19 protein-coding genes are annotated in these 22885 nt (G+C 71.2%); 7 read left to right on the top strand and 12 right to left on the bottom strand.

Going from position 1 to position 22885, the window contains the following annotated elements; genetic code table 11:
• Positions 1–168 precede the first annotated feature (168 nt).
• The 3 genes from MUY22_RS08865 (at position 169) to MUY22_RS08850 (ending at position 5250) form a co-directional block, all read left to right on the top strand.
• Positions 169–2727: an ATP-dependent Clp protease ATP-binding subunit gene (locus tag MUY22_RS08865; RefSeq protein WP_247058787.1), complete on the top strand. Its 2559-nt coding sequence runs from the start codon at positions 169–171 to the stop codon at positions 2725–2727.
• Positions 2728–3095: 368 nt separating this feature from the next.
• Positions 3096–3458, top strand: a complete 363-nt coding sequence (locus MUY22_RS08855; RefSeq protein WP_247058786.1) for a helix-turn-helix transcriptional regulator — start codon at positions 3096–3098, stop codon at positions 3456–3458.
• A 58-nt stretch (positions 3459–3516) separates the two neighbouring features.
• Entirely contained in the window at positions 3517–5250 is a 1734-nt protein-coding gene (locus MUY22_RS08850; protein ID WP_247058785.1) for an Hsp70 family protein, read from the top strand.
• A 31-nt stretch (positions 5251–5281) separates the two neighbouring features.
• On the opposite strand, the gene pcp is transcribed toward MUY22_RS08850, so the two are convergent.
• Complete coding sequence (gene pcp, locus MUY22_RS08845; protein WP_247058784.1) at positions 5282–5923, bottom strand: pyroglutamyl-peptidase I; 642 nt, start codon at positions 5921–5923, stop codon at positions 5282–5284.
• A 77-nt stretch (positions 5924–6000) separates the two neighbouring features.
• Positions 6001–7437: a M1 family metallopeptidase gene (locus MUY22_RS08840; RefSeq protein WP_247058783.1), complete on the bottom strand. Its 1437-nt coding sequence runs from the start codon at positions 7435–7437 to the stop codon at positions 6001–6003.
• Positions 7438–7599: 162 nt separating this feature from the next.
• Here MUY22_RS08840 and MUY22_RS08835 point away from each other — a divergent pair, with 162 nt between their 5' ends.
• On the top strand, positions 7600–10776 hold the full coding sequence (locus MUY22_RS08835; RefSeq protein ID WP_247058782.1) for a BTAD domain-containing putative transcriptional regulator: 3177 nt from the start codon (positions 7600–7602) through the stop codon (positions 10774–10776).
• Between the two features lie 69 nt (positions 10777–10845).
• Here MUY22_RS08835 and MUY22_RS08830 read toward each other — a convergent pair whose 3' ends face one another.
• The gene (locus MUY22_RS08830; RefSeq protein ID WP_247058781.1) at positions 10846–11652 is read right to left on the bottom strand and encodes an ABC transporter permease; all 807 of its coding nucleotides are present in this window, start codon (positions 11650–11652) and stop codon (positions 10846–10848) included.
• Positions 11649–12629 (bottom strand): ATP-binding cassette domain-containing protein, encoded by a 981-nt coding sequence (locus MUY22_RS08825; protein ID WP_247058780.1) that lies wholly within the window; start codon positions 12627–12629, stop codon positions 11649–11651. Before MUY22_RS08825 ends, MUY22_RS08830 begins: the two co-directional genes overlap by 4 nt.
• A 171-nt stretch (positions 12630–12800) precedes the next feature.
• On the opposite strand from MUY22_RS08825, the gene MUY22_RS08820 reads away from it, so the two are divergent.
• On the top strand, positions 12801–13760 hold the full coding sequence (locus tag MUY22_RS08820; RefSeq protein ID WP_247058779.1) for an endonuclease/exonuclease/phosphatase family protein: 960 nt from the start codon (positions 12801–12803) through the stop codon (positions 13758–13760).
• Here the strand turns inward: MUY22_RS08820 and MUY22_RS08815 are convergent, their stop codons facing one another.
• From MUY22_RS08815 to MUY22_RS08805, 3 genes are read right to left on the bottom strand one after another with little or no spacing between them, the layout of a single operon-like run.
• Positions 13761–14552, bottom strand: coding sequence for a Sir2 family NAD-dependent protein deacetylase (locus MUY22_RS08815; protein ID WP_247058778.1), 792 nt, complete (start codon positions 14550–14552; stop codon positions 13761–13763).
• Entirely contained in the window at positions 14545–14856 is a 312-nt protein-coding gene (locus MUY22_RS08810; RefSeq protein WP_247058777.1) for an antibiotic biosynthesis monooxygenase, read from the bottom strand. The genes MUY22_RS08815 and MUY22_RS08810 overlap by 8 nt, the downstream gene beginning before the upstream one ends.
• 40 nt (positions 14857–14896) lie before the next feature.
• The gene (locus MUY22_RS08805) at positions 14897–16327 is read right to left on the bottom strand and encodes a M1 family metallopeptidase (RefSeq protein WP_247058776.1); all 1431 of its coding nucleotides are present in this window, start codon (positions 16325–16327) and stop codon (positions 14897–14899) included.
• Between the two features lie 74 nt (positions 16328–16401).
• Here MUY22_RS08805 and MUY22_RS08800 point away from each other — a divergent pair, with 74 nt between their 5' ends.
• Positions 16402–17148: an alpha/beta fold hydrolase gene (locus MUY22_RS08800; protein ID WP_247058775.1), complete on the top strand. Its 747-nt coding sequence runs from the start codon at positions 16402–16404 to the stop codon at positions 17146–17148.
• Here the strand turns inward: MUY22_RS08800 and MUY22_RS08795 are convergent.
• From MUY22_RS08795 to MUY22_RS08775, 5 genes are all read right to left on the bottom strand, one after another.
• The gene (locus MUY22_RS08795; protein ID WP_247058774.1) at positions 17145–18104 is read right to left on the bottom strand and encodes a peptidoglycan recognition family protein; all 960 of its coding nucleotides are present in this window, start codon (positions 18102–18104) and stop codon (positions 17145–17147) included. The two genes, MUY22_RS08800 and MUY22_RS08795, sit on opposite strands and share 4 nt — an antisense overlap.
• 89 nt (positions 18105–18193) lie before the next feature.
• Positions 18194–19069, bottom strand: a complete 876-nt coding sequence (locus tag MUY22_RS08790) for an A/G-specific adenine glycosylase (RefSeq protein ID WP_247058773.1) — start codon at positions 19067–19069, stop codon at positions 18194–18196.
• A 9-nt stretch (positions 19070–19078) separates the two neighbouring features.
• Positions 19079–20038, bottom strand: coding sequence for a glycosyltransferase (locus MUY22_RS08785; RefSeq protein ID WP_247058772.1), 960 nt, complete (start codon positions 20036–20038; stop codon positions 19079–19081).
• A gap of 42 nt (positions 20039–20080) precedes the next feature.
• Positions 20081–20572: a carbonic anhydrase gene (locus tag MUY22_RS08780; RefSeq protein WP_247058771.1), complete on the bottom strand. Its 492-nt coding sequence runs from the start codon at positions 20570–20572 to the stop codon at positions 20081–20083.
• A 110-nt stretch (positions 20573–20682) separates the two neighbouring features.
• Positions 20683–21783: a LacI family DNA-binding transcriptional regulator gene (locus tag MUY22_RS08775; protein WP_247058770.1), complete on the bottom strand. Its 1101-nt coding sequence runs from the start codon at positions 21781–21783 to the stop codon at positions 20683–20685.
• A 186-nt stretch (positions 21784–21969) separates the two neighbouring features.
• On the opposite strand from MUY22_RS08775, the gene MUY22_RS08770 reads away from it, so the two are divergent.
• Complete coding sequence (locus MUY22_RS08770; protein WP_247058769.1) at positions 21970–22884, top strand: metal ABC transporter solute-binding protein, Zn/Mn family; 915 nt, start codon at positions 21970–21972, stop codon at positions 22882–22884.
• Position 22885 lies beyond the last annotated feature (1 nt).

Raw genomic sequence — 22885 nt, 5'->3', positions numbered from 1 at the left:
GATGCGCCCGGAGTGCTCCACGTCCGGGTGCGAAAAAGACCGCGAACAGCCGTAGTGGTACGCCAGCGCTACCAGTTGGCTACTAGAGTGGTCTCACGGTGCTGAATCCATCGCGGTGAAAGCACGGATGGATAACGGGCCGCCGGCGCAGCAGTCGAGGGAGTGCACATGTTTGAGAGGTTCACCGACCGCGCGAGGCGGGTGGTCGTTCTGGCTCAAGAAGAAGCCAGGATGCTCAACCACAACTACATCGGCACCGAGCACATCCTCCTGGGTCTGATCCACGAGGGTGAGGGTGTCGCCGCCAAGGCGCTGGAGTCGCTGGGCATCGCCCTGGAGGGCGTGCGCCAGCAGGTCGAAGAGATCATCGGCCAGGGCCAGCAGGCGCCGAGCGGGCACATCCCGTTCACGCCGCGGGCGAAGAAGGTGCTGGAGCTGTCGCTGCGCGAAGCGCTGCAGCTCGGCCACAACTACATCGGTACCGAGCACATCCTGCTGGGCCTGATCCGCGAGGGCGAAGGCGTCGCCGCGCAGGTGCTGGTCAAGCTGGGTGCGGACCTGAACCGCGTCCGCCAGCAGGTCCTGCAGCTGCTCTCGGGCTACCAGGGCAAGGAGTCCACCGAAACCGGTTCCGGCGGCCGCGGTGAAGGCACCCCGTCGTCGTCGCTGGTGCTGGACCAGTTCGGCCGCAACATGACCGTGCTCGCCCGCGAGGGCAAGCTCGACCCGGTCATCGGGCGCGGCAAGGAGATCGAGCGGGTCATGCAGGTCCTGTCCCGCCGGACCAAGAACAACCCGGTGCTCATCGGCGAGCCCGGCGTCGGCAAGACCGCCGTCGTCGAGGGCCTCGCGCAGAGCATCGTCAAGGGCGAGGTGCCCGAGACGCTCAAGGACAAGCAGCTCTACACGCTTGACCTGGGCTCCCTGGTCGCCGGCTCCCGCTACCGCGGTGACTTCGAAGAGCGCCTGAAGAAGGTGCTCAAGGAGATCAAGACCCGCGGCGACATCATCCTGTTCATCGACGAGCTGCACACGCTGGTCGGGGCGGGCGCCGCCGAGGGCGCGATCGACGCGGCTTCGATCCTGAAGCCGATGCTCGCCCGCGGTGAGCTGCAGACGATCGGCGCGACCACCCTCGAGGAGTACCGCAAGTACATCGAGAAGGACGCCGCCCTCGAGCGCCGGTTCCAGCCGATCCAGGTCGGCGAGCCGTCGCTGGAGCACACCATCGAGATCCTCAAGGGCCTGCGTGACCGGTACGAGGCGCACCACCGCGTCTCGATCACCGACTCGGCGCTGGTCGCCGCCGCGACCCTGGCGGACCGGTACATCAACGACCGGTTCCTCCCGGACAAGGCGATCGACCTGATCGACGAGGCCGGCGCCCGGATGCGCATCCGCCGGATGACCGCGCCGCCGGACCTGCGCGAGTTCGACGAGAAGATCGCGAACGTCCGTCGCGACAAGGAGTCCGCGATCGACGCGCAGGACTTCGAGCGGGCCGCCCGCCTGCGTGACGAGGAGAAGACCCTCCTCGGCCAGAAGGGCGAGCGGGAGAAGCAGTGGAAGGACGGCGACCTCGACGTCGTCGCCGAGGTCGACGACGAGCAGATCGCGGAGGTGCTGGCCAACTGGACCGGCATCCCGGTGTTCAAGCTGACCGAGGAGGAGACCACCCGGCTGCTGCGCATGGAGGAAGAGCTCCACAAGCGCATCATCGGCCAGGAGGACGCGGTCAAGGCCGTCTCGCAGGCGATCCGCCGTACGCGTGCCGGTCTGAAGGACCCGAAGCGCCCGTCGGGCTCGTTCATCTTCGCCGGCCCGTCCGGTGTCGGTAAGACCGAGCTGTCCAAGGCGCTCGCGGCGTTCCTGTTCGGCGAGGACGACGCGCTCATCCAGATCGACATGGGCGAGTTCCACGACCGCTACACCGCGTCGCGGCTCTTCGGTGCCCCTCCCGGCTACGTCGGCTACGAAGAGGGTGGCCAGCTGACCGAGAAGGTGCGGCGCAAGCCGTTCTCGGTGGTCCTCTTCGACGAGATCGAGAAGGCGCACCAGGAGATCTACAACACGCTCCTGCAGGTGCTGGAAGACGGCCGCCTGACCGACGGTCAGGGTCGCACGGTCGACTTCAAGAACACGGTCCTCATCTTCACGTCCAACCTGGGCACTTCGGACATCTCGAAGTCCGTCTCGCTCGGGTTCGCCGGCGGCAACGACGTCAGCACGAAGTACGAGAAGATGAAGCAAAAGGTCAACGAGGAAATGAAGAAGCATTTCCGCCCGGAGTTCCTGAACCGGATCGATGACATCATCGTGTTCCACCAGCTGACCAAGGAACAGATCATCATGATGGTCGATCTGATGATCGGCCGCGTGGAGAAGCAGCTCAAGGCCAAGGACATGGAGCTGGAGCTGACCGAGAAGGCGAAGTCCTTGCTCGCGAAGCGCGGGTTCGACCCGGTGCTGGGTGCCCGGCCGCTGCGCCGCACCATCCAGCGCGAGATCGAGGACCAGCTGTCGGAGAAGATCCTCTTCGGCGAGGTCGAGGCCGGCCAGATCATCCTGGTCGACGTCGAAGGCTGGAGCGGCAACCCCGAGGACAAGGACGACCAGGCGAAGTTCACCTTCCGCGGTGAGCGCCGGCCGTCCTCGATCCCGGACGCCCCGCCGGTCAGCATCGGCGCCGGTCACGAAGAGAACGGCGGCGAAGCCGAAGGCGAGTGATCGCCTGAACGCTTGAAGGTCGTGTAGTACGCCGGAAGGGCGGTTCCCCACTGGGGAGCCGCCCTTCTTGCATGTCCGGGCTCTGGTCCCCGAAGCGCTCGTGTTCGTGGAGCTGTGTCGGGAAGACCCGGTCACGGCGGATCGGGTCGAAGAAAGCGATCGACATGCTCGCTCTTGAAAGAGCTGAGGCCGGCGTCGGCGGGAAGCAGTGAGATCCGGATCCTGTTCGCATTCGACCCGTACGTTGTGCGGTGCTCCTGGTGGCGGGGGACAAAGCGGGAAACTGGAAGCGCTGGTACGACCTCACCATCCCGATAGCGGAAAAGCGGTTCCGGGAGCACTTGCGAAGCGGAGAGGAGGACTGAGCGATGAGCCGATCGTGGAAGGAAGTCAAGGCTGACAAGCTCGCGATCGATCGCGAAGCGGGCCGTGACGTCGATGCCGCCCACGTCGCGGCGCGTGAGGTCACCCAGGCGTACGTACTCGGGTTTCGCTTGGCGCAGCTGCGTGATGACGCGGGTGTCAGCCAGACCGAACTCGCCCGGCGCATGGGGGTGAGCCAGCCGCGGATCAGTCAATTGGAGCGAGGTGATCCCGGCCAGATGGAGCTGGACACCCTCGCGCGCTACATCGCCGCGCTGGGCGGTCGGATGCGGGTGGTCGCCGACTTCGACGACCACGACGTCACCGTTTCCGCGAGCCAACGGGACCAGCGCGACGCCTGCGCCTGATCCAGGTGTCGTCCGGGCGCGTGAGACGATGCCCGCGGGCCTTGGGAGGGGACGCCGCGTGGACGTTTTGTCGATCGACTTCGGGACTTCCAGTACGGTCGGCGTGCTCTCCGCGTTCGGGCGGGGGCCGCGGGCCATCGAGGTCGATGGGTCCGTCACCATGTCCTCCGCGGTCTTCCTCAACGATGACGGCCTGCTCATCGTCGGGCAGGACGCCGAACGTGGTGGGCGGCTCGATCCCAGCCGGTTCGAGGCGAATCCCAAGCGGCGGATCGACGAAGGCGTCCTTCAGCTCGGCGGCGCCACCGTCCGGATCACCGACGCCTTTGCCGCCGTCTTGCGGCGGATGGGTGAGGAAGCCGGGCGGCAGCTGGGACGGCTGCCCGGGCAGACGCGGATCTCGCACCCCGCCGGGTGGGGTGCGGCGCGGCAGGAAGTCCTGCGGATCGCCGCCGCCGATGCCGGGCTCGTCGACGTGCGGCTGGTTCCCGAACCGGTGGCCGCCGCGGCGCACTACGGGAGTCTCGGCAACCGCGACACCGGGCCGATCGGGGTTTACGACCTCGGGGCCGGCACCTTCGACTGCGCCGTCGTCGGCATGTCCGCGCACGGCTTCGCCGTGCTCGCCGAGGACGGCCTGCCCGACCTGGGCAGCCTCGACATCGACCAGGCGCTGCTCGTCCACATCGGCCGCTCGGTGTCGCACGCCGATCCGGCGCAGTGGCAACGGCTGCTGCGCCCGCAGACGACCGCCGACCGCCGCCTGCGGCGCGCGTTGCTCCAGGATGTCCGTGACGCCAAGGAAAGCCTCTCCCGGCACCCGCAGACCGACGTGCCGATGCCCGAGCCGTTCGGGGACGTCCTCGTCAGCCGTGCGGAGCTCGAGGCGCTCGTGCGGCCGAGCCTGCTGCGCAGCGCCGAACTGCTCGCTGCGACCATCCACCGCGCCGGGCTGAACCCCGCGCAGCTCGCCGGCGTCTACCTGGTCGGCGGGCCGAGCCGGATGCCGTTGCTGGCCGGGCTGCTCGGCCGCCAGCTCGGCATCGTGCCGGCCACGCAGGACCAGCCCGAGACGGCCGTCGCGTTCGGGCTGCACCACGTGCCGCTCGGGACGAGCGACCCGAACCTCACCGTGCCCGCGTTCGCGCCGGTCCGCCCGCCCGCGGCCCCGCCGCGCCCGCAACCCTGGCCGCAGCAGGCCTTCCGGCCGCCGCAGCCGCCACCGGAACCCCGGCCGAGCAAGAAGAAACCGCTGCTCGTCGCGGCCGCGCTGCTCGTCGTCGTCGCGATCGTGGTGACCGTCGTCCTGCTGGCGACCCGCACCGACGCCGCCGAGTCCACAGTGGACTGCACGAGCACGGCGCAGCGCGACCAGGCCGGGTTCACCGGTTGCCTGCGATCACTTGCCGGGACGGTGCCGGACCGCGCCGCGTGCCGGCAGTCCGACAGCGTGGCCAGGATCGTGCACGCGCGGACCGCCGTCACGTGCGGTTTCCCGGCCGGGTCCGGCAAGAGCAGCGCCGTCACCTACTACCAGGGCCTGACCGTCGACGCCTTCGAGGCGGGCGCGAAGCTGCAGATGGGCGAGGGCACCGTCGTCCGCGGGACCTGGGACGGCGGCGGGCTGCACGGCCGGTACGTCGCCGGCGTCGGCACCCTCGCCGGGATCGTGCTCTTCGGCGCGGACGGCCGCGAGGCGGCCGCGCTCTACGTCTCGATCGACTTCACGGGCCGCGACCGCCGCACCGAAGACCTCGTCGCGTACTTCACCAGCGACCTCAAGCCGGCCTGACTCACGGGCCGGCGACGAGCACTCCCGGGTTTCAGTGCTCCGCGCCCGCGCTGACCGCGATGTCCTCCGTGAGCTTCAACGCCGTGTCCGCCAAGGCTTCCAGCGCGTCGGCGATCCGGTCGATGCCCAGCGACGGCGCGGTCTTGCCCGACGCCGCGACCTGCTCGGGGCTGAACGGCACGTGCACAAAACCGCCGCGCACACCCGGGAAGTCCGTGGCCAGCAGGTGCATGAGGCCGTAGAAGACCTGGTTGCAGACGTACGTCCCGGCCGTGTGGGACACCGCCGCCGGGACGCCCGCCGCGCGGATCGCCGCGACGCAGGCCTTCACCGGGAGCGTCGTGAAGTAGGCCGCCGGGCCGCCTTCGACGACCGGGACGTCGACCGGCTGGGCACCGGCGTTGTCCGGGATGCGGGCGTCGACGAGGTTGATCGCGACCCGCTCCGGCGTCACCTCGACCCGGCCGCCGGCCTGCCCGACACAAACCACCAGCTCCGGCCGGTGCTCCTCGAGAGCCCGCCGCAGCGCGGGCAACGACGCCGCGAACTCGACCGGCAGCTCGACGGCGGCGACGTCGTCCCGCCGCGCCCCGAGCGCCGACACCGCCTGCCACGACGGGTTCACCGGCTCGCCGCCGAACGGCGCGAACCCCGTCATCAGCACCCTGGCCATGGTTCCCTCCCCGAAGTCCGTGAATGCCACATCAAGAGACACTACGTCCCTCGATGTGGCATTCACGGACTCGAAGCTCAGGCGGCGGGCTTGAGGCCGCCCGGGTAGAGGTACTGGTCGGCCGGCTTGCCGGTGCCGTAGATCCACGCGTCGAAGAAGCCCTTGAGGTTCTTGTGCGCGACGCTTTCGGTGTAGCGCTGGAAGTCCTGCATGCTCGCGTTGCCGCCCCGGTGCAGCGACGGCCAGGTCTTGAGCACCCGGTCGAACGCGTTCTGCCCGATGTAGTTGCGCAGCGCGTGCAGCATGACCGGGCCCTTCGAGTACACGTACGTGAACTCGTTGCCGGCGCCCATGTCGTAGAGCTTGCCGTTCCAGAACGCCGTCGACGCCTTCTTGACGTCGTCCGCGTACTGCTTGTCCAGGTCGACGCCGTTCTTGGCCTCGTCCCAGAGCCAGGTGGCGTAGGAGGCGAAGCACTCGTTCATGCAGACGTCACGCCAGTGGTCGACGGCCACCGAGTCGCCGTACCACTGGTGGGCGTTCTCGTGGACGATCGTCGGGACCGTGCCGGCCCAGCCCGCGGAGTAGATCGGCCGGCTCATCGTCTCCAGCGAGAAGCCGATCTGCTCGTTGAGGAAGATGCCGCCCGCGGCGTCGATCGGGTACTTGCCGAACTTCGACTCGAGGAAGTCGAGGATCTCCGGCAGCCTCGCCTCGGCCTGCTTCGTCGAATCCGGCACGCCGGGAGCGAACGCGCTGACGACCGGCGTCCCGTCCTTGCGCTTCTGCCGGTCGAAGGTCCACTTGTCGATCGCGACCGTCGTCATGTACGGCACGATCGGCGTTTCCTCGGCCCAGACGTGCGTCGTGCCGCCGCCGGGTGCCTTGAAGGACGGCTTCTCGCGGCCGTTGGCGATCACGCCCCACTCGTCGGGCACGGTGATCGCGAGGTGGAACGTGGCTTTGTCGAGCGGGGTGTCGTTGACCGGGTACCAGGTGGTCGCCGACTTCGGCTCGCCGGCGGCGAACGCGCCGCCCGCCTGGGCGTACTGCCAGCCGTTGTTGCCCAGCGACGGGTCGTCGATGGGCGCGGGCACGCCGTGGTAGCCGATCTTTACCTGGAAGTTCTGGCCGCGCCGCAGCGGCCGCGACGGCGTGATGACCAGCTCGTGGTCGCCGGTCCGGCTGAACCGCGCGCCGCGGCCGTCGACCTGGATCGTGTCGACGGTCAGCCCGCGCAGGTCGAGGTTGAACGAGCTGAGCGCCTGCGTCGCCCGCGCGGTGATGTCCTGCAGCCCGATGAGCTGGTGCGACGCGGGGTCGTAGGTGACCTTCAGGTTGTAGTCGGCGACGTCGTAGCCGCCGTTGCCGTCTTGGGGGTAGTAGCTGTCCCCGGCGCCGTCGCTGCCCGGCTTCGCGGCGCCCCAGTCGTTCCCGGCGGCGGCGACGCCCGAGCTCAGGCAGATGCCGGTGAGCAGGGCCGCCGCGAGCACGACCGGTTTCTTGCCCCTCATGAACGCTCCTGTCCGTCTGGGGTGCGTGAACCCGCAACGTAGCGCCACGGCTGTGTGCCGGGCCGGGTCGAAGTCGCATTTGTCCGGAAAATCAACCCTTCCGTCGGTGCCGCTCCGGGCATCCGCCCCCGGCCCTCAGCGAGGGTCTGGAAAGCTGGGTGCATGCGCGTTGCGCTGCTGGGCCCGCTGCGGGCAGCGGAAGACGACGGCACCCCGATCGACATCGGCGGCGCCCGCCTCCGCATGCTCCTGGCCAGGCTGGCGCTGGACGCCGGCCGGGCCGTCCCGGCCGACGCGCTGATCGACGGCCTCTGGGGTGCCGAGCCGCCCGCCGACGCGCCGAACGCCCTCCAGTCGCTGGTCTCGCGGCTGCGGAAGGCCCTGCCGGTGGCGATCGAGTCCGGCCCCGGCGGCTACCGGCTCGCCGTCGCCCGGGAGGACGTCGACGCCGAGCGCTTCGAACGGCTGGCCGCGGAAGGCCGCCGTGAGCTCGCCGCCGGCCGGGCCGCCCGCGCGGCCGAGCTGCTCGCCGAGGCGCTCGCGCTGTGGCAGGGCGGTGCGCTCGCCGACGTCCTCGACGCGCCGTTCGCGCAAGCTCCGGCCCGGCGGCTCACCGACCTGCGCGCGGAGGCGGCCGAAGACCGCTTCGACGCACTCATCCGCCTGGGCGAGCACACCGCCGTCCTGCCCGACCTGGCCGCCGCGGCCGAGGCCGACCCGCTGCGCGAACGGCTCGCCGGCCTGCTGATCCGCGCGCTCTGCGCCGCCGGGCGGCAGTCCGAGGCGCTGACCGTCTACTCCGGCCTGCGCCGCACGCTGGCCGACCAGCTCGGCGTCGACCCGTCGGCCGAGCTGCAGGAGATCCAGCTGGCCGCGCTGCGGGGCGAGTTCGCGCCGCCGTCACCGGTGGCCGACCGGCTGCCGACGCGGCTGACGACGTTCATCGGCCGGGACGACGAACTCAAGCAGCTGGCCGAGCTGCTCGGCGGGAACCGGCTGGTCACCCTGACCGGGCCGGGCGGCGCCGGCAAGACCCGGCTGGCCACCGAAACGGCGTCCCGGCACCCGGTGCACCAGCAGGGGCGGGTCTGGTTCGCCGCGCTGGCCGGCGTCCGCGACCCCGACGACGTCGAGGCCGCGCTGCTGGGCGCGCTGGGCGTCCGTGACATGCGCAGCACCGAGACCGAGGTCCGCCGGCGCCCGGCGGACCCGCTCGAGCAGGCCGTCGAGGTGCTCGGGGGCGCGGACGCGCTGCTGGTGCTGGACAACTGCGAGCACGTCGTCGACGCCGCCGCGCGGCTGGCGGACGACCTGCTGCACCGCGCGCCGCGGCTGCGGATCCTGGCCACCAGCCGCGAACCGCTGGCGATCACCGGGGAGGCGCTCTGCCCGCTGGGGCCGTTGCCGGTGCCCGCGGAACGCGCCGCGCCCGCCGAAGCCGCCGAGCTGGACTCGACGCGGCTGTTCCTCGACCGGGCGGCCGCGGTCCGCCCCGACTTCGTCCTCGACCAGTCCACTGTGGACCACGTCGGCGAGATCTGCCGCCGGCTCGACGGCATGCCGCTGGCCCTGGAGCTGGCCGCGGCGCGGCTGCGGTCGATGACGGTCGCGCAGATCGCCGGCCGGCTCGGCGACCGGTTCCGGCTGCTCACCTCGGGCAGCCGCACGGCGTTGCCGCGTCAGCGGACGCTGCGCGCGGTCGTCGAGTGGAGCTGGGACCTGCTGACCGACGCCGAGCGGGTGCTGGCCCGGCGGCTCTCGGTGTTCACCGGCGGCGCCGAGCTGGAGACGGTCGAAGCCGTCTGCGCGGACGAATCACTGCTCGCGGCCGACGTCCCGTACGTGCTCGGCAGCCTCGTCGAGAAGTCCATTGTGGACACAGTGCCGGGGGATCTCGGCGAGCCGCGTTACCGGATGCTGGAGACGCTGCGGGCCTACGCGACCGAGCGCCTGGCGGAGTCGGGCGAGCTCGACGCGACGCGACGCGCGATGGCGACGTACTACAACGAACTGGCGGCCCGGCTGGAGCCGGTGCTGCGCACCCGTGAACAGCTGCCGGCGATCGCCCGGTACGAGGCCGAGAACGCCAACATGATCACGGCGCTGCGCGGCGCGCTGGAGATGTCCGATGTGGACAACGCGATCGGGCTGCTGGACGGGATGTTCTGGTACCTCACCATTCTCGGTCAGAGCGGCCGGTTCGGTGGACTGGTCCGCGAGACGCTCGCCTTCGGCGACCGGCTGCCCGCCGTCGTCGCCGCGGCCTACAGGGCGATCCTGTACCTGATGGACATGGTCCCGATGCGCACCGACGACTCGGACACCCTGCCGGTGGTCGACGAATGCGTCCGCACCGGCGCGATGGACCGCTACGCCGGGCTCTCGGTGGCCCTGCCGATGCTGGCCTTCCTCGGCGGCGACCGCGACGTCGCGCTCCGCGAGGTGCGCCGGTCGGAGCGGAGCGCGGACGCGTGGACCCGCGCCGGCGGGCACTGGGTGGAGAGCTTCGTGCTCGACGACGAGGGGGACGTCGAGGGCGCGGACCGGGCGCGCGACCTGGCTTACGCCGGCTTCGTCGAGGTCGGCGACCGTTGGGGCATCGCGATGACGCTGAGCTTCAAGGCGTACGCGCTTTCGCAGGCGGGCGAGAGCGCGAAGGCCATCGAGACCTACCAGCAGGGCCTGGCGATGTCGATGGAGCTGCGTTCGCACGAAGACGCCGTCCAGCACTGGTGGCGGCTGGCCGTGGAGCGGGCCCGGGCCGGCGACATCGAAGGTGCCTGGCGCGACCAGGAAGCGGCCGAGCGCTACGGCGCGAGCGTCACGAACCCGCAGCAGAAGATCGTCCTGATGTTCGGCCGGCTGGAGCTGCTGGTGCGCACGGACCGGCTGACCGAGGCCCGGGTGCAGCTCGACCGCATCGCGGAGCTGGCGCGGGACGCGGCGTTCCCCGGCGGGATGGGCGAAGAGTGGGTCTGCGCGGCCGAAGCGCGGCTGAGCCTCGCCACCGGCCACGCCGACGAGGCGGAAGCCCCCGCCGCCTCGGCGATCCGGTCCACCTACCGCCGCGGCGACATGCCGGACCTGGCCGGGGCGGTCGAGCTGCTGGCGTTGATCCGCGCCCGGCAGGGCCGCCTCGACGTGGCGGTCCGGGCGCTCGCGGCGTCCGCCGTCATCCGCGGCCGGCTCGACCTCGGCAGCCCCGAGCTGCGGGAGCTTCGCGTCGAGCTGAACGACGAGCTGCCGGACTACGAAGCGCGGTACGAGCAGGCCCGGGCGATGTCCAAAGAGGACACGATCGGCTGGGTGCTGGCGGAGCTGGACGCGGTCAAAAGCTGAAGGGGACGCTCGCCCCCGCGAACGTCCCCTTCAGCTACTGGCGTGGGTCACCCCCGTGCACCCGCGCCCTCAGACCCGCCGGCGGTAGGCCCAGGTGGCCAGCGGGAAGAACACGATGACCGCGCCTGCCATCCAGGCCAGGGCCCCGGCCAGCGGACCGGCGACGGCGCCGCCGTTCATCAGGCCGCGCAACGCGTTGGCCATCAGGCTCACCGGGCTGATGTCCGCCCACGCCTTCAGCCAGCCCGGCATGGTGGCCGTGCTGACGAACACGTTGCTGCCGAACGTCAGCGGCATGATGAAGACGAACATCAGCGCCTGTGCCGCGCCCGGCGACTTCATGATCATGCCGACGAACACCGAGCCCCAGCAGAAGCAGAGCCCGAACGCCAGCGCCAGCAGGATCGCCACGGCGAACTCGCCGGGGCTGGTCGCGATCCGGTAGCCCATGATCGTCGCCACGACCATCAGCACGGTCAGGCAGACGACGTACCGCACGATGTCCGCCAGCACCGCGCCGATCAGGGGTGCCGACCGGGCGATCGGCATGCTGCGGAACCGGTCGAACACGCCCTTGGTGATGTCGGTGTTGAGGTTCGTGCCGACGGTGAGACACGCCTGCAGGATGTTCATCACCATGATGCCTGGCACGACCATCTGCAGGTACGCGTCGGTCGATCCGGACAGCGCGCCGCCGAACAGGTAGACGAACATGACCAGGAAGATGATCGGCATCAGCGTGACGTCGGCCAGCTGCTCCGGGTTCTTGCGGATCTTCAGCACGCCGCGCCACGCGAGTGAAAGCGCGTGCTGGAAGCCCTTTCCCGGGCTGATGTGCCGCGGCGGGGCCGGGCGGTCGAGTGCCAAGGTCGTCATGCCAGGCTCCCTTCGAGGTCGCGGGTGTCCTTCTTGGGTTCATCGGCGGCGTGCCCGGTCAGCGCGAGGAACACCTCGTCGAGGCTGGGCAGCCGCAGCGCCAGCTCGTCCGCGGTGATCCCGGCCTCGTCGAGCTTGCGGACCAACGTGGACAGCAGCACCGGGTCGCTGACCGGCGCGGTGAGCAGCCCGGAGGCGTCGTCCCGGGTGGGCCGGACGCCGCTGAGGTCGCCGAGGATCCGGTTGACGGCGTCCATGTCGGACAGCTGGGTCGGACGCACCTGCAGCGTCTGCCCGCCGACGCGGCGCTTCAGCTCGTCGGCCCGGCCGTCGGCGACGACGCGGCCGTGGTCGAACACGGTGATCTTGTCGGCCAGCTGGTCGGCCTCCTCCAGGTACTGCGTGGTCAGCAGCACCGTCGCGCCGTCGGCGACGAGGTTGCGGACGACGTCCCAGACCTCGTTGCGGGCGTGCGGGTCGAGCCCGGTGGTCGGTTCGTCGAGGTAGAGCACCTCGGGGCCGCCGACGAGGCTGGCGGCCAGGTCGATCCGGCGCCGCATGCCGCCCGAGAACGTCCGGATCGCCCGCTTGGCCGCGCCGGTCAGCTCGAACCGCTCGATCAGCTCGGTGGCGCGCTTGCGGGCCTGAGCCCGGGGCAGGCCGTACAGCCGGCCGATGAGCATCAGGTTCTCGATGCCGTTGAGGTCCTCGTCGACCGACGCGTACTGCCCGGTCAGCCCGATCAGGCTGCGGACCCGGACCGGGTCGGAGACCACGTCGTAGCCCCCGACCGTGGCTCTCCCGGAGTCGGGTTTCATCAACGTCGCCAGAATGCGGATCGCGGTCGTCTTGCCCGCGCCGTTCGGCCCGAGCACCCCCACCACCTGGCCGTAGGGGACCTCGAGGTCCACCCCGTCCAGCGCCTTGGTTTCCCCGAAATGCTTGACCAGGCCTTCGGCCTGGATCGCGTGCGACATGGGCGTCCTCCTTCGCTGGTCGCTGTGAGGACCACAGTGGACGTCCGGGCTGGCAGGGCGCGCACAGCGCGCTGACAGCGGCTGTCCGGCGCTGGCAGCGCCGGTGGAGATGTTGTGGAGGTGTGGTCGCCGCCCGGGCCGTCCGGCGGCGACCTCGGCATACTCGGCTGCATGGTGACAACGGAAGAGACGCGGGTGCGGCGGAAGAACCCGCTGGTCACGGCCCTGCTGGTGGTACCGGTGGTGCCGCTGGCGGTGCTGGTCGTGCTGCGCCTGGTCGGCTTCGACGGCGACTGGTACATCCTGGTCGCGCTGTCGTTGACGCCGTACGCGGTGCTGTACGGCGTGCTGGCCGGCGGCCTGGCGCTGGTGTGCCGCCGGTGGTGGGTCGGCGGGGTCGCGCTGGTGCTGGCGATCGTGCTGGCCGTCCTGGTCGTGCCGCGGGTGTCGGCGAGCGACCAACGCGACGCGCACGGCAAGACACTGCGCGTGCTCTCCTCGAACCTGCTCTACGGCCAGGCGGACCCGAAAGCCGTCGTCGACCTGGTGCGCGCGCAGCGGATCGACGTGCTGAACCTGGTCGAGATGACGCCCCGCGTGGTCGACGGCCTGACCGCGGCCGGGCTGTTCCAGACCCTGCCGTACCGCGTCCTGCACCCCGCGCCCGGCGCGTTCGGCTCGGGGATCGTGTCGCGGTTCCCCCTGACGGAGGTCAACCTGACGGGTGATTCCGCGGCCAAGCAGCCGGGTGCCCAGGCCGACCTCGGCGACGGCGTGGTCGTGGAGATCGTCGCCGTCCACCCGATCTCCCCGGACGTCGACACCCCGCAGTGGGAGCGCGAGACGAAGGACCTCTCCCGCGCGGCGGGCGAGCACGGCCTCCGGATCCTCGCGGGCGACTTCAACGCGACCCTGGACCACGCGGCGTTCCGCACGGTCCTGTCCCGCGGCTACAACGACGCGGCCGAGCAGCACGGCTCGGGGCTGACGCCGACGTGGCCGTCGTCGCTGCCACTGGTGACGATCGACCACGTCGTGGTGGACAACCGCGCGGCGGTCCGGGACTACGGCGTGTTCGACGTCCCGGGCAGCGACCACCGCGCGGTCTTCGCCGAGGTGCAACTGCCCTGATCAGCTCAGCTTTTCGAGCGTCTCCAGCGCACCGGCCGCGATCGAGACGCCACGGCCGTGGCGGATCCGGGGTTCGCGCGGGTTGATGCGGATCAACGCGCCCGTCGCGGCGCTGGCGAGTTCGCTGTAGCGGCGGACCGTCGGGACCGCCTGGCCCGCGCCCAGCTCCACCACGACGAGGTCGCGCGCCGTGCGGCGCCACGTCGTCAGCTCGTCGAGCTGGGCCTGGCTGCGGTCCGGCACCCACTCGTGGTCGCCGAACATCAGGATGTTGGGGCGGGCCAAGCCGCCGCAGCGCGGGCACGACGGCAGCGGCGGCACCGCGCGCATCGTCTCTTCGTCGACGCGGACGTCGACGTCGGCCGGCCAGATGTCCGTGGTGCAGCCGGACAGGCACTGCAGGTGGTGGATCGACCCGTGCGCCTCGGCGACGTGCTCGAAGCCCGCCTCCTGGAACTGGCCGTCCACATTGGACGTGAAGACGCGGACGCCGCCGGCCGGCCGGAGTTCGCGCAGCAGGCCGAAACCGCGGTGGGGGACCGTTTTGCGGTAGAGGTCCAGCCGGTGGCCGTAGAACCCCCAGGCCAGCTCGGGGTCCTCGGCGAAGTGGCGCGGGTCGGCGATCTCCTCGAACCGCAGGCCGAGCCGCGCGTACGGCGGGTACGCGCGCCAGAACCCTTCGCCGCCCCGGAAGTCCGGCAGCCCGGAGTCGACGCCCATCCCGGCGCCGGCGCAGATCAGGAGCGCGCCGGCACCGTCGAGCAACTCCGCGGCGCGGGCGAGGTCACTCACCCGGCTGCGAGCCGAGGACGACCTCGAACTCCAGCAGGCTGGCACCACTCGACACGGGCTTGGCCCGCTCCCCGGCGTGCGCGGCCGCGGCGGCGCCACCGGTCGCCCAGGCCTGGTAGGCCTCCTCCGTCTCCCACTTCGTGTAGACGAAGTAGCGAGTCTCGCCGGAAACCGGCCGCAGCAGCTCGAAGCCGAGGAAGCCGGGCTGCTGGTCCACGGCGTGCAGCCGCGCGCCGAACCGCTTCTCCAGCTCGGCGCCGGAACCTTCGGGAACCTCGATCGCGTTGATCTTCACAACACTCATGGCTCCACCCTACTGACGCCGTGTCGACACGCGGTGCGGGTCAGCTGCGCAGGCTGCCGGGGAAGAGATCGGCGTCCGCCGGTAGCGCGGTTCCGTGGAACCAGTCGGTGAAGAAGGCGTGGAGATCTTGGCCCGCGATGCTGCCGGCCAGCTTCTCGAAGTCGGTCCACGTTGCGTTCGCGTGGCGGTAGCGGGCCGGCCACTCGTGCAGGAGGCGGTCGAACGCCGGGTCGCCGATCTTGCGGCGCAGCGCGTGCAGGGCGAGGATGCCCTTGTCGTAGACGCCTTCGAACTCGTGGCCGGCACCCATGCCGACCAGCTTGCGGCTCCAGAAGTCGGTGCTGCCGCGGGTCAGCTCGATCGCCGCGCGGTAGCGGTCGTCGAGGTTCTGGCCCTCGCGCTCGCCCCACAGCCACTGCGCGTACGACGCGAAGCACTCGTTCAGGCAGGCGTCGGACCAGTCGGCCACCGACACCGAGTCGCCGAACCACTGGTGGGCGTTCTCGTGCACCAGCGTCAGCAGCTCGGCCCACTTCGCGTACGTCGGCCGGGTCTGCGTCTCCAGCGAGAAGTGGATGTCCTCGTTCAGGTAGATCCCGCCGGCCGCCGACTGCGGGTACGGCCCGAACTTGCCGGTCAGGAAGGTGAGGATCTCGGGCAGCCGGTCGCCGGTCGCGCGGTGGGCCTCGGCGCCGGGCGCGTACGCGGAGACGACCGGGGTGCCGTCCGGCAGCGTCGATCGGTCAACGCTGAACTTGCCGATCGCGACGGTCGTCAGGTAGCTCGCCACCGGGTTCGTCTCGGTCCACGTCGTCGTGGTCTTGCTGCCGGCGTGGACCGGCGGCAGCTCGCGGCCGTTCGAGATCACCGTCCAGCCGTCCGGGACGTGCGCGGTGAGCGTGAAGGTGGCCTTGTCGCGCGGGGTCTCGTTGACCGGGTACCAGAACGCGGCCGAGTGCGGCTCGCCGACCATGAACGCGCCGCCGTCGGCCGAGTGCTGCCAGCCGTTCTCGCTGCCGCCGCCGTGCGGGGTCTTCGCCGGATCACCGCCGTAGCGGACGCGCGTGCGGAACGTCGTCCCGGCGCGGATCGGCGCCGCCGGCGTGACGACCAGTTCGTACGCCTTCTCCCGGCTGAACTTCACCGGCTGCCCGTCCACTTCGACACCGGCGACGTCGAGTCCGCGCAGGTCGAGGTCGAACCGGCTGAGGTCCTGGGTCGCCTTGGCCGTGACGGTCGTGTCGCCGTCGAGCCGGCCGCTCGGTGGGTCGTAGGTCGCGTCGACGTCGTAGTGCAGGGCGTCGTAACCGCCGTTGCCGTCGTCCGGGTAATACGGATCACCGGCGCCGGACGCTCCGGGCACCGGGTGCATGGGCGGCGGTGGCGGCGGCGCCGGGACGGCGTCACCGCTGCAGGCCGCGGCGGAGATCACCACACTGCAGAGGGCGAGGGCGGTGAGTCGGCGGCGCATGCGACCAGCCTAGGTCATCGTGCGCGACCACTCGGTCACGTTCCGCACCTGCGGATCTGTGGTTAGGTGGCCGCGTGCTCTGTTTCGGCGGCAGCGGCGTGCCGATCGTTCTGCTCCACGGCCTGATGGGCCGGGCGCGGACGTGGCGGCGGGTCGCGGAGTGGCTCCGGCCCTACGGCGCGGTCTACGGTCTCGACGCGCGCGGCCACGGCAGCGCGCCGCGGGTCGGGCCGTGGACGACCGAGCGGTTCGCCGCCGACGTCGCCGCCGCGCTGCGCACCCTCGACGCCGGCCCGGCGGTGCTGATCGGGCACTCGATGGGCGGCCTGCACGCGTGGGCGACGGCCGCGCGGTACCCGGAGCTGGTGCGCGCGGTGGTGTCCGAGGACTTCGCGCCGGACCAGCGCGGCCGGACCGTGGAGACCTGGCGTGGTTACTTCGAGAGCTGGCCGGTGCCGTTCGAATCGCTCGACCACGTCCGGGAGTTCTTCGGCGACGCGGGCGAGTACTTCACCGACTGCGTCGAGGAGCGTCCCGACGGCTACCACCTCGTCGCGGACCTCGAAGACCTGTACGTCATCGCCGCCGAGTGGGGCCGCGTCGACTACTGGTCCACTGTGGACGGAATCCGCTGCCCGCTGCTGGTGGTCGAGGGCGAGCACACGGCCATGCCGGCGGGCCAGCAGGCGCTGGTCGCCGCCCGGGTGCCGGGCGCGAAACACCTGGTCGTCCCCGGTTCGGCCCACCTGCCCCACGACGAAGCCCCGGAGACCTACCGGGGCGCCGTCGAGGCCTTCCTGTCCCAGGTCCTGAACCGCTAGGCCCGGGACAGGTCCGCTCGCCAGGCCGCCGTGGAGCGGTCCGCGGGGACGATCAGCGGCCAGACGTCCGAGCCGAGGAAGCCCGTCTCGTCGGCCGCCTTCGCCGCCGTGCACGTGTCGCGCGGCAGGTCGGCCCGGGCCGCCAGCGCCGCCACGGCGTCCTTTGTGGACGCTCCGAAGACGCCGTCGGCCGGCACGTCGGCGCCGGCCGCGCGCAGGAACTGCTGCGCGAGCTGCACCCGCCGGCCCGTGTCGCCGGGCTTCAGCAGCGGCCACTCCGCGACGTCCGATCGCGCGACCGAGACGCCGAGCACGCGGCCGACCGCCGTCCGCAGCTCCGGCAGCCGGTCGTAGAGGACCTGGCCGCAGCACTCCGTCGAGTTGAAGTCGCGGTGGCCCTTGATGAACTCGGGCGTGATGTCGTACTGGTGCGCGATGTAGGCGACCAGGCCCACCAGCGAGTTCCACAGCGCCACCGGGACGTCGACCGTGCTGTACAGGCCTTCGTTCTCGATGCCGATGCACTCGCTGTTGTGGTTGCCGACGTTCGCGCCCTGCACGTGCTGGGTGCCGCCGCGCAGGATCTCCAGGCTGCGGTGCCTGCCCTCGGTGATGAAGCCGCCGCGGCTGTTCGTGAACTGCTGGCCGGTGTCGATCCAGCCGCGCGTGTCCATGTGGAAGTTCTGGATGTCCCGCGAGATCTGGAGCGCGTGGGCCAGCGAGTAGTCGGTGACGTTCCCCGGATCCACGGTGTGGTGCACGACGATGTACGTCGGCTTGTGGTTCTCGACCACGATCGCGCCGGTCGCGGCCCGCGCTTTCCATTCGGCCGTGCTGTGGATGGTCGGTGTTGCCGCCGCCGCTGCCGCTGTTCGAACCCCGGTCAGCCCCAGTGTTCCGACCGCGGTCGCCGTGAATCCCGCCTTCAGCAGGGCACGGCGGTCAAAGTCCGCCATTGCGAGAACCTTCCGCCGGAATGCAATCAGCAGAAGGTAGCTCCGGAGCGCGCCGTTGACAACTATTGACCAACTTTTGTCGTAGCGCGTCAGTGTTCGCCCGGAAGTGCGAAGAGGCCGTCGCGGGTCTGCTCCAGCAGGCCGTCGACCAGCAGGGAGTCCAGGCAACGATCACGCTGGCCGTCGTCGTGCCAGACCAGGTCCAGCTTCGCTTTTTCGACCGGGCCCTCGGTGCCGCGCAGGACGTCGAGCAGCCGCCCGCGGACCTGCCGGTCGGTGCCGGCGAACTTCTGCACCGGCTTGGCCGGGCCCGCGTACTCGGGCCGGCCGGCGTGCTGCCACGCGCACTCGTCGTACACCGGGCAATCCGCGCAACGCGGGGCGCGCGCGGTGCAGATCAGCGCGCCGAGTTCCATGATCGCGGCCGAAAACCGGGCCGCCGGCGCGTCGTCGGCCGGCAGCAGCGCCTCGACGTCGGCCATGTCGCGGGTGTTCGACGCGGGCCCGGCGTCGCCGGCGCCGTGCACCGCCCGCGCGACGACCCGCCGCACGTTGGTGTCCACGACCGGCGCACGCCGCCCGTAGGCGAACGCGGCGACGGCCCGCGCGGTGTAGGCGCCGATCCCCGGCAGCGCGAGCAGGGTGTCCACATCGGACGGGACGACGTCGCCGTGCTCGGCCGCGATCACGCCCGCCGCCTGGTGCAGCCGCAGCGCGCGGCGCGGGTAACCGAGCTTGCCCCAGGCCCGCACGACCTCGCCCTGGGACGACGCGGCCAGCGCCGAGGGCACCGGCCAGCGCGCCAGCCACTCGCGCCAGATCGGCTCGACGCGCGCGACCGGCGTCTGCTGCAGCATGATTTCGCTGACCAGGACGCCCCAGGCCGAGCACTCGGGCTCGCGCCAGGGCAGGTCCCGGCCGTGCGCGGAGAACCAGTCGAGCAGTACGTCAGCGTCCACAGCCACGCCGGGAGGCTACTTCGCGTGCTTCGGCAGCTCGCGAGCGACCTCGTCCGGCGACGGCGTGGCGGCGATCTCCGCGGCGACCGCGCGCGCCGCGTCACGGCAGGACGGCAGCCTCCGGGCCTGCTCGGTGACGGCGTCCGCGCTCAGCTCGCCGGGCAGGAGGCGCAGTCCCGCGCCTGCGGTGACGAGGGCTTCCGCGTTGGCGAACTGGTCGGCGCCCTGGGGCAGGACCAGCTGCGGGACGCCCTCGGCGAGCGCGCCGAGCATCGTGCCGCTGCCACCGTGGTGCACGACCAGGTCGGCGCGCGCCACCACGTCGGCCTGCGGCACCCAGGCCCGGACCGTGACGTCGGCCGGCAGTTCGCCGAGGTCGTCCGGACGCACCCGGCCGGAGGCGACGACCACGTGGGCGTCCAGGCGGGCCAGGCCCCGGATCGCCGTGGTGAGCACCTCGGCGGTGCCGAACGCGGTGCCGAGCGTCAGGTAGATCAGTGGCCGCGGCGGCCGCTCGGAGGGGCCGGGTTCGGAGTACGGCACCGGACGCAGGGCGATCCGCTCGGCCGTCGCGAGGAAGTCCGCGTCCTGCAGGGACGGCGGGCAGATGTCCAGGTGGACCCCGCCGCTCGGGCGCTCGAACCCGATCCCGTCCGGGAACATGCGGCCGAACCCGTGCCAGAGGGCGGGGATTCCGGCGCGCTCCGCGGCGACGGCCGCCTCGGGCACGCCCCAGCCGTGCACCACGAGGTCAGGCCGCAGCCGCGTCAGCTCCGGTTCGAGGTCTTCGGCGTAGATCTCGTAGAACGAATCCGCCGGCCGGAAGGGCCGGAGCCCGTTCCGGACCAGCGGCGCGTGCACGTTCTCACCGGCCGCGAAGTGCACCTCGTGCCCGGCCTCCCGCGCCGCGATGGCGAGCGGGATCAGCGGATAGGTGTGCCCGGCCGAGGCGAGGCCGGCGAAGAGGACGCGCACGTCGGTTCCTGTTCAGATGGTGACGACATCTGAACGTGAAGGCTACTCGACCTCGGAAAGCCGTCCGGTCTTGACGTCGTAGACGAAGCCGCGGACGTTGTCGGTGTGCGGCAGGAAGTCGCTGCGGCGCACGCGTTCCACCGACGTCCGGACGCTGTTCTCGACGTTGCGGAACGCCTCGACCGCCCAGGTCGGGCGCAGTCCGGTGTCGCTCTCGAGCTCATCCTTGAAGTCGTCTTCGGTGACCATCGAGAGGCCGCACTCGGTGTGCTGCACGATCAGGACCTCGCGGGTGCCGAGCTTGCGCTGCGACAGGGCCAGCGACCGGATCATGTCGTCGGTCACCACGCCGCCCGCGTTGCGCAGGACGTGCGATTCGCCCTGGAGCAGGCCGAAGAGCTCGAACACCCGGATGCGGGCGTCCATGCAAGTCAGGACGGCCACCTGGAGTGACGGCTTCGGTGACGAGCGGTCGCCGGGCGTGACTTCGCCGAGTTCTTGGTTCCGCTTGAGCAGTACGTCGATCGAGGTCATCGGTCACCTTCCGGCCAGTGGCCCCGCGGCGCGGGCGTACCCCACCATTTGACCGGCCGGTGCTCGATCGGGCAACGGGATACGAGCAAAGTCACGGCGAAAGCCGGCGCTCAGCCCCCGAACCAGGGCTCCTCGACGGTCCGCGGCGGCGCCGACGTCCGGCCGATGCGCAGCTCGGTCGGCAGCGTGATCACCTTCGGCGCGCTCCGCTCGCCCGAGCTGAGCAGCAGCCGTCCGGCCGCCTTGCCCTTCTCGAGCACCGGCTGGTGCACGGTGGTGAGCCCGATCCGCTCGGCTTCGGCGATGCCGTCGAAACCGGTGACGGTCAGGTCCTGCGGCACGCGCAGCCCGCGGCGTTCGGCTTCGGCCATGGCGCCGAGCGCGAGGATGTCGGAGGTGCAGATCACGGCCGTGATCTGCGGGTACGCGTCGAGCAGCTGCCGGGCGGCGGACGCGCCGTCGTCCACCGTGTGGTCGAACCGCTCGACCACCGGGACGCCCGCCCAGTCGACGCCGGCGCCGGAGAAGGCCACGGCGAGCGCTTCGAGCCGGGTGCGCTGGACGTGGAAGTGCGCGCCGCTCTGGCGCGCCGGGGAGACGAAGTCGTCGTTGCGCTCGCGGGCCAGCCGCATGCAGATGACGCCGACCTGCCGGTGGCCGAGGCCGACGAGGTGCTCGGCGATCTTGCCGACCGCCGCCGCGTCGTCCGGGCCGACGCGGTCGATCCCCTCGATGCTCGGCTGGTCGATGATCACCGTCGGCACCGGCCGCTCCAGCACGGCGGCCAGGTGCGGGTCGTCGTCCGGCACGGAGTAGACGACGAAGCCGTCGACACCCGCGCGGTGCACCGCGGCGACGTCCTCCCGGCCCGGGCTGGCCGGCACCAGGTGGAGGCCGACGCTGGCGTCTTCGCAGGCCAGGGCCAGTCCTTCGAGCACGCCGACGGCGGCGGGGTCGCGGAAAGCGTAGGAGAGGTTTTCGGTGAGCAGCAGCCCGACGGCGCCGGCCCTGCGGGTGCGCAGCGAGCGGGCGACGGGGTCGGGACCGGGGTAGCCGAGGCGCCGCGCGGTCTCGAGGACCCGGCGGCGCAGTTCCGGGGACAACTGGTCCGGCCGGTTGTAGGCGTTGGACACCGTGGTCCTGGACACACCGAGCTCCGCCGCGAGCGACGCCAGTGTCGCCTGCCTCCGGGTGCGAATAGGACGTCCCATCAGCAAACCGTAACGGTTCAGATCGTTTTCCTGAAGAGACACCCCGCGTGGTCGATGTCTCGATCCGTATGCACGTCGGCGCATACACCAGCCACGATCGGATTGCCAGGGTGTCATCCGGATGGGGTAAAGTGAATCTGACAACGGTTTCCATTAGCAGTCGTGCATCTCTCGCAGGAGTCCCCGATGAGTTCCCGCCGCACCAGGAGCGCGCTCGCCGCTGCTTCGGCCCTGTCCCTCTTCGCGCTCGCCGCATGCTCCGGCGGCGGGTCGTCCGGCGCCGACGGCGGCGGCCAGTCCGGCGGTGACGGCAAGATCAAGGTCGTCGCCTCGACCGACGTCTGGGGCAGCGTGGCCGGCGCCGTCGGCGGCGACAAGGTCGAGGTCAAGTCGGTCATCCACGACCCCTCGGCCGACCCGCACTCCTACGAGACGACGGCCGAAGACGCGCTGGCGGCCAAGGACGCGCAGCTGCTGCTGTCCAACGGCGGCGGCTACGACGAGTTCTTCGGCAAGCTCACCGACCAGGCGGGCGACGCGAAGAAGCTCGTCGCCTACGACATCGCCGCGACCGGCGACGAGAACGAGCACGTCTGGTACGACCTGCCGGGCGTCGACAAGGTGGCCGACCAGGTCGCCGCGCAGCTCGGCGAGCTGCAGCCGGCGTCGAAGCAGCTCTTCACCGACAACGCGGCCGCGTTCAAGGCGAAGGTCGACGCGCTGGAGAAGCGCCTCGGCGAGCTGGGCGCGGCGCACCCGGGCGTGAAGGTCGTCGTCACCGAGCCGGTCGCGCACTACCTGCTCCAGAGCGCGAAGCTGACGGACGCGACGCCCAAGGCGTTTTCGGACGCGGTGGAGAACGACACGGACGTCCCGGCGGGCGCGGTCAGCGAGTACAAGCAGCTCATCGCCACCAAGCAGGTCAAGGCGCTGATCAACAACGCCCAGACGGTGACGCCGCTGACCCAGGACGTCGTCGGCCAGGCGAAGGCCGCCGGGATCGGCGTCGTGGACGTGACCGAAACGCTGCCCCAGGGTGTGACGGACTACATTGGCTGGATGACCGGGGAAGTCGATGCACTCGCGAAAGCGTTGAGCTGAG

The organism is Amycolatopsis sp. WQ 127309 (assembly GCF_023023025.1).
Classification (GTDB): domain Bacteria; phylum Actinomycetota; class Actinomycetes; order Mycobacteriales; family Pseudonocardiaceae; genus Amycolatopsis.
The sequence above is the reverse complement of the archived record's forward strand: the minus strand, read 5'-3'. Positions and strand labels throughout refer to the sequence as shown.

Coding starts and splice junctions, on each gene's coding strand:
- MUY22_RS08840 (WP_247058783.1), bottom strand. CDS start 7,437: ATGAGGGGCAAGAAACCGGTCGTGCTCGCGGCGGCCCTGCTCACCGGC.
- MUY22_RS08780 (WP_247058771.1), bottom strand. CDS start 20,572: ATGACCTCGATCGACGTACTGCTCAAGCGGAACCAAGAACTCGGCGAA.
- MUY22_RS08805 (WP_247058776.1), bottom strand. CDS start 16,327: ATGCGCCGCCGACTCACCGCCCTCGCCCTCTGCAGTGTGGTGATCTCC.
- MUY22_RS08810 (WP_247058777.1), bottom strand. CDS start 14,856: ATGAGTGTTGTGAAGATCAACGCGATCGAGGTTCCCGAAGGTTCCGGC.
- MUY22_RS08825 (WP_247058780.1), bottom strand. CDS start 12,629: ATGTCGCACGCGATCCAGGCCGAAGGCCTGGTCAAGCATTTCGGGGAA.
- MUY22_RS08770 (WP_247058769.1), top strand. CDS start 21,970: ATGAGTTCCCGCCGCACCAGGAGCGCGCTCGCCGCTGCTTCGGCCCTG.
- MUY22_RS08795 (WP_247058774.1), bottom strand. CDS start 18,104: ATGGCGGACTTTGACCGCCGTGCCCTGCTGAAGGCGGGATTCACGGCG.
- MUY22_RS08835 (WP_247058782.1), top strand. CDS start 7,600: ATGCGCGTTGCGCTGCTGGGCCCGCTGCGGGCAGCGGAAGACGACGGC.
- pcp (WP_247058784.1), bottom strand. CDS start 5,923: ATGGCCAGGGTGCTGATGACGGGGTTCGCGCCGTTCGGCGGCGAGCCG.
- MUY22_RS08775 (WP_247058770.1), bottom strand. CDS start 21,783: ATGGGACGTCCTATTCGCACCCGGAGGCAGGCGACACTGGCGTCGCTC.
- MUY22_RS08855 (WP_247058786.1), top strand. CDS start 3,096: ATGAGCCGATCGTGGAAGGAAGTCAAGGCTGACAAGCTCGCGATCGAT.
- MUY22_RS08865 (WP_247058787.1), top strand. CDS start 169: ATGTTTGAGAGGTTCACCGACCGCGCGAGGCGGGTGGTCGTTCTGGCT.
- MUY22_RS08830 (WP_247058781.1), bottom strand. CDS start 11,652: ATGACGACCTTGGCACTCGACCGCCCGGCCCCGCCGCGGCACATCAGC.
- MUY22_RS08820 (WP_247058779.1), top strand. CDS start 12,801: ATGGTGACAACGGAAGAGACGCGGGTGCGGCGGAAGAACCCGCTGGTC.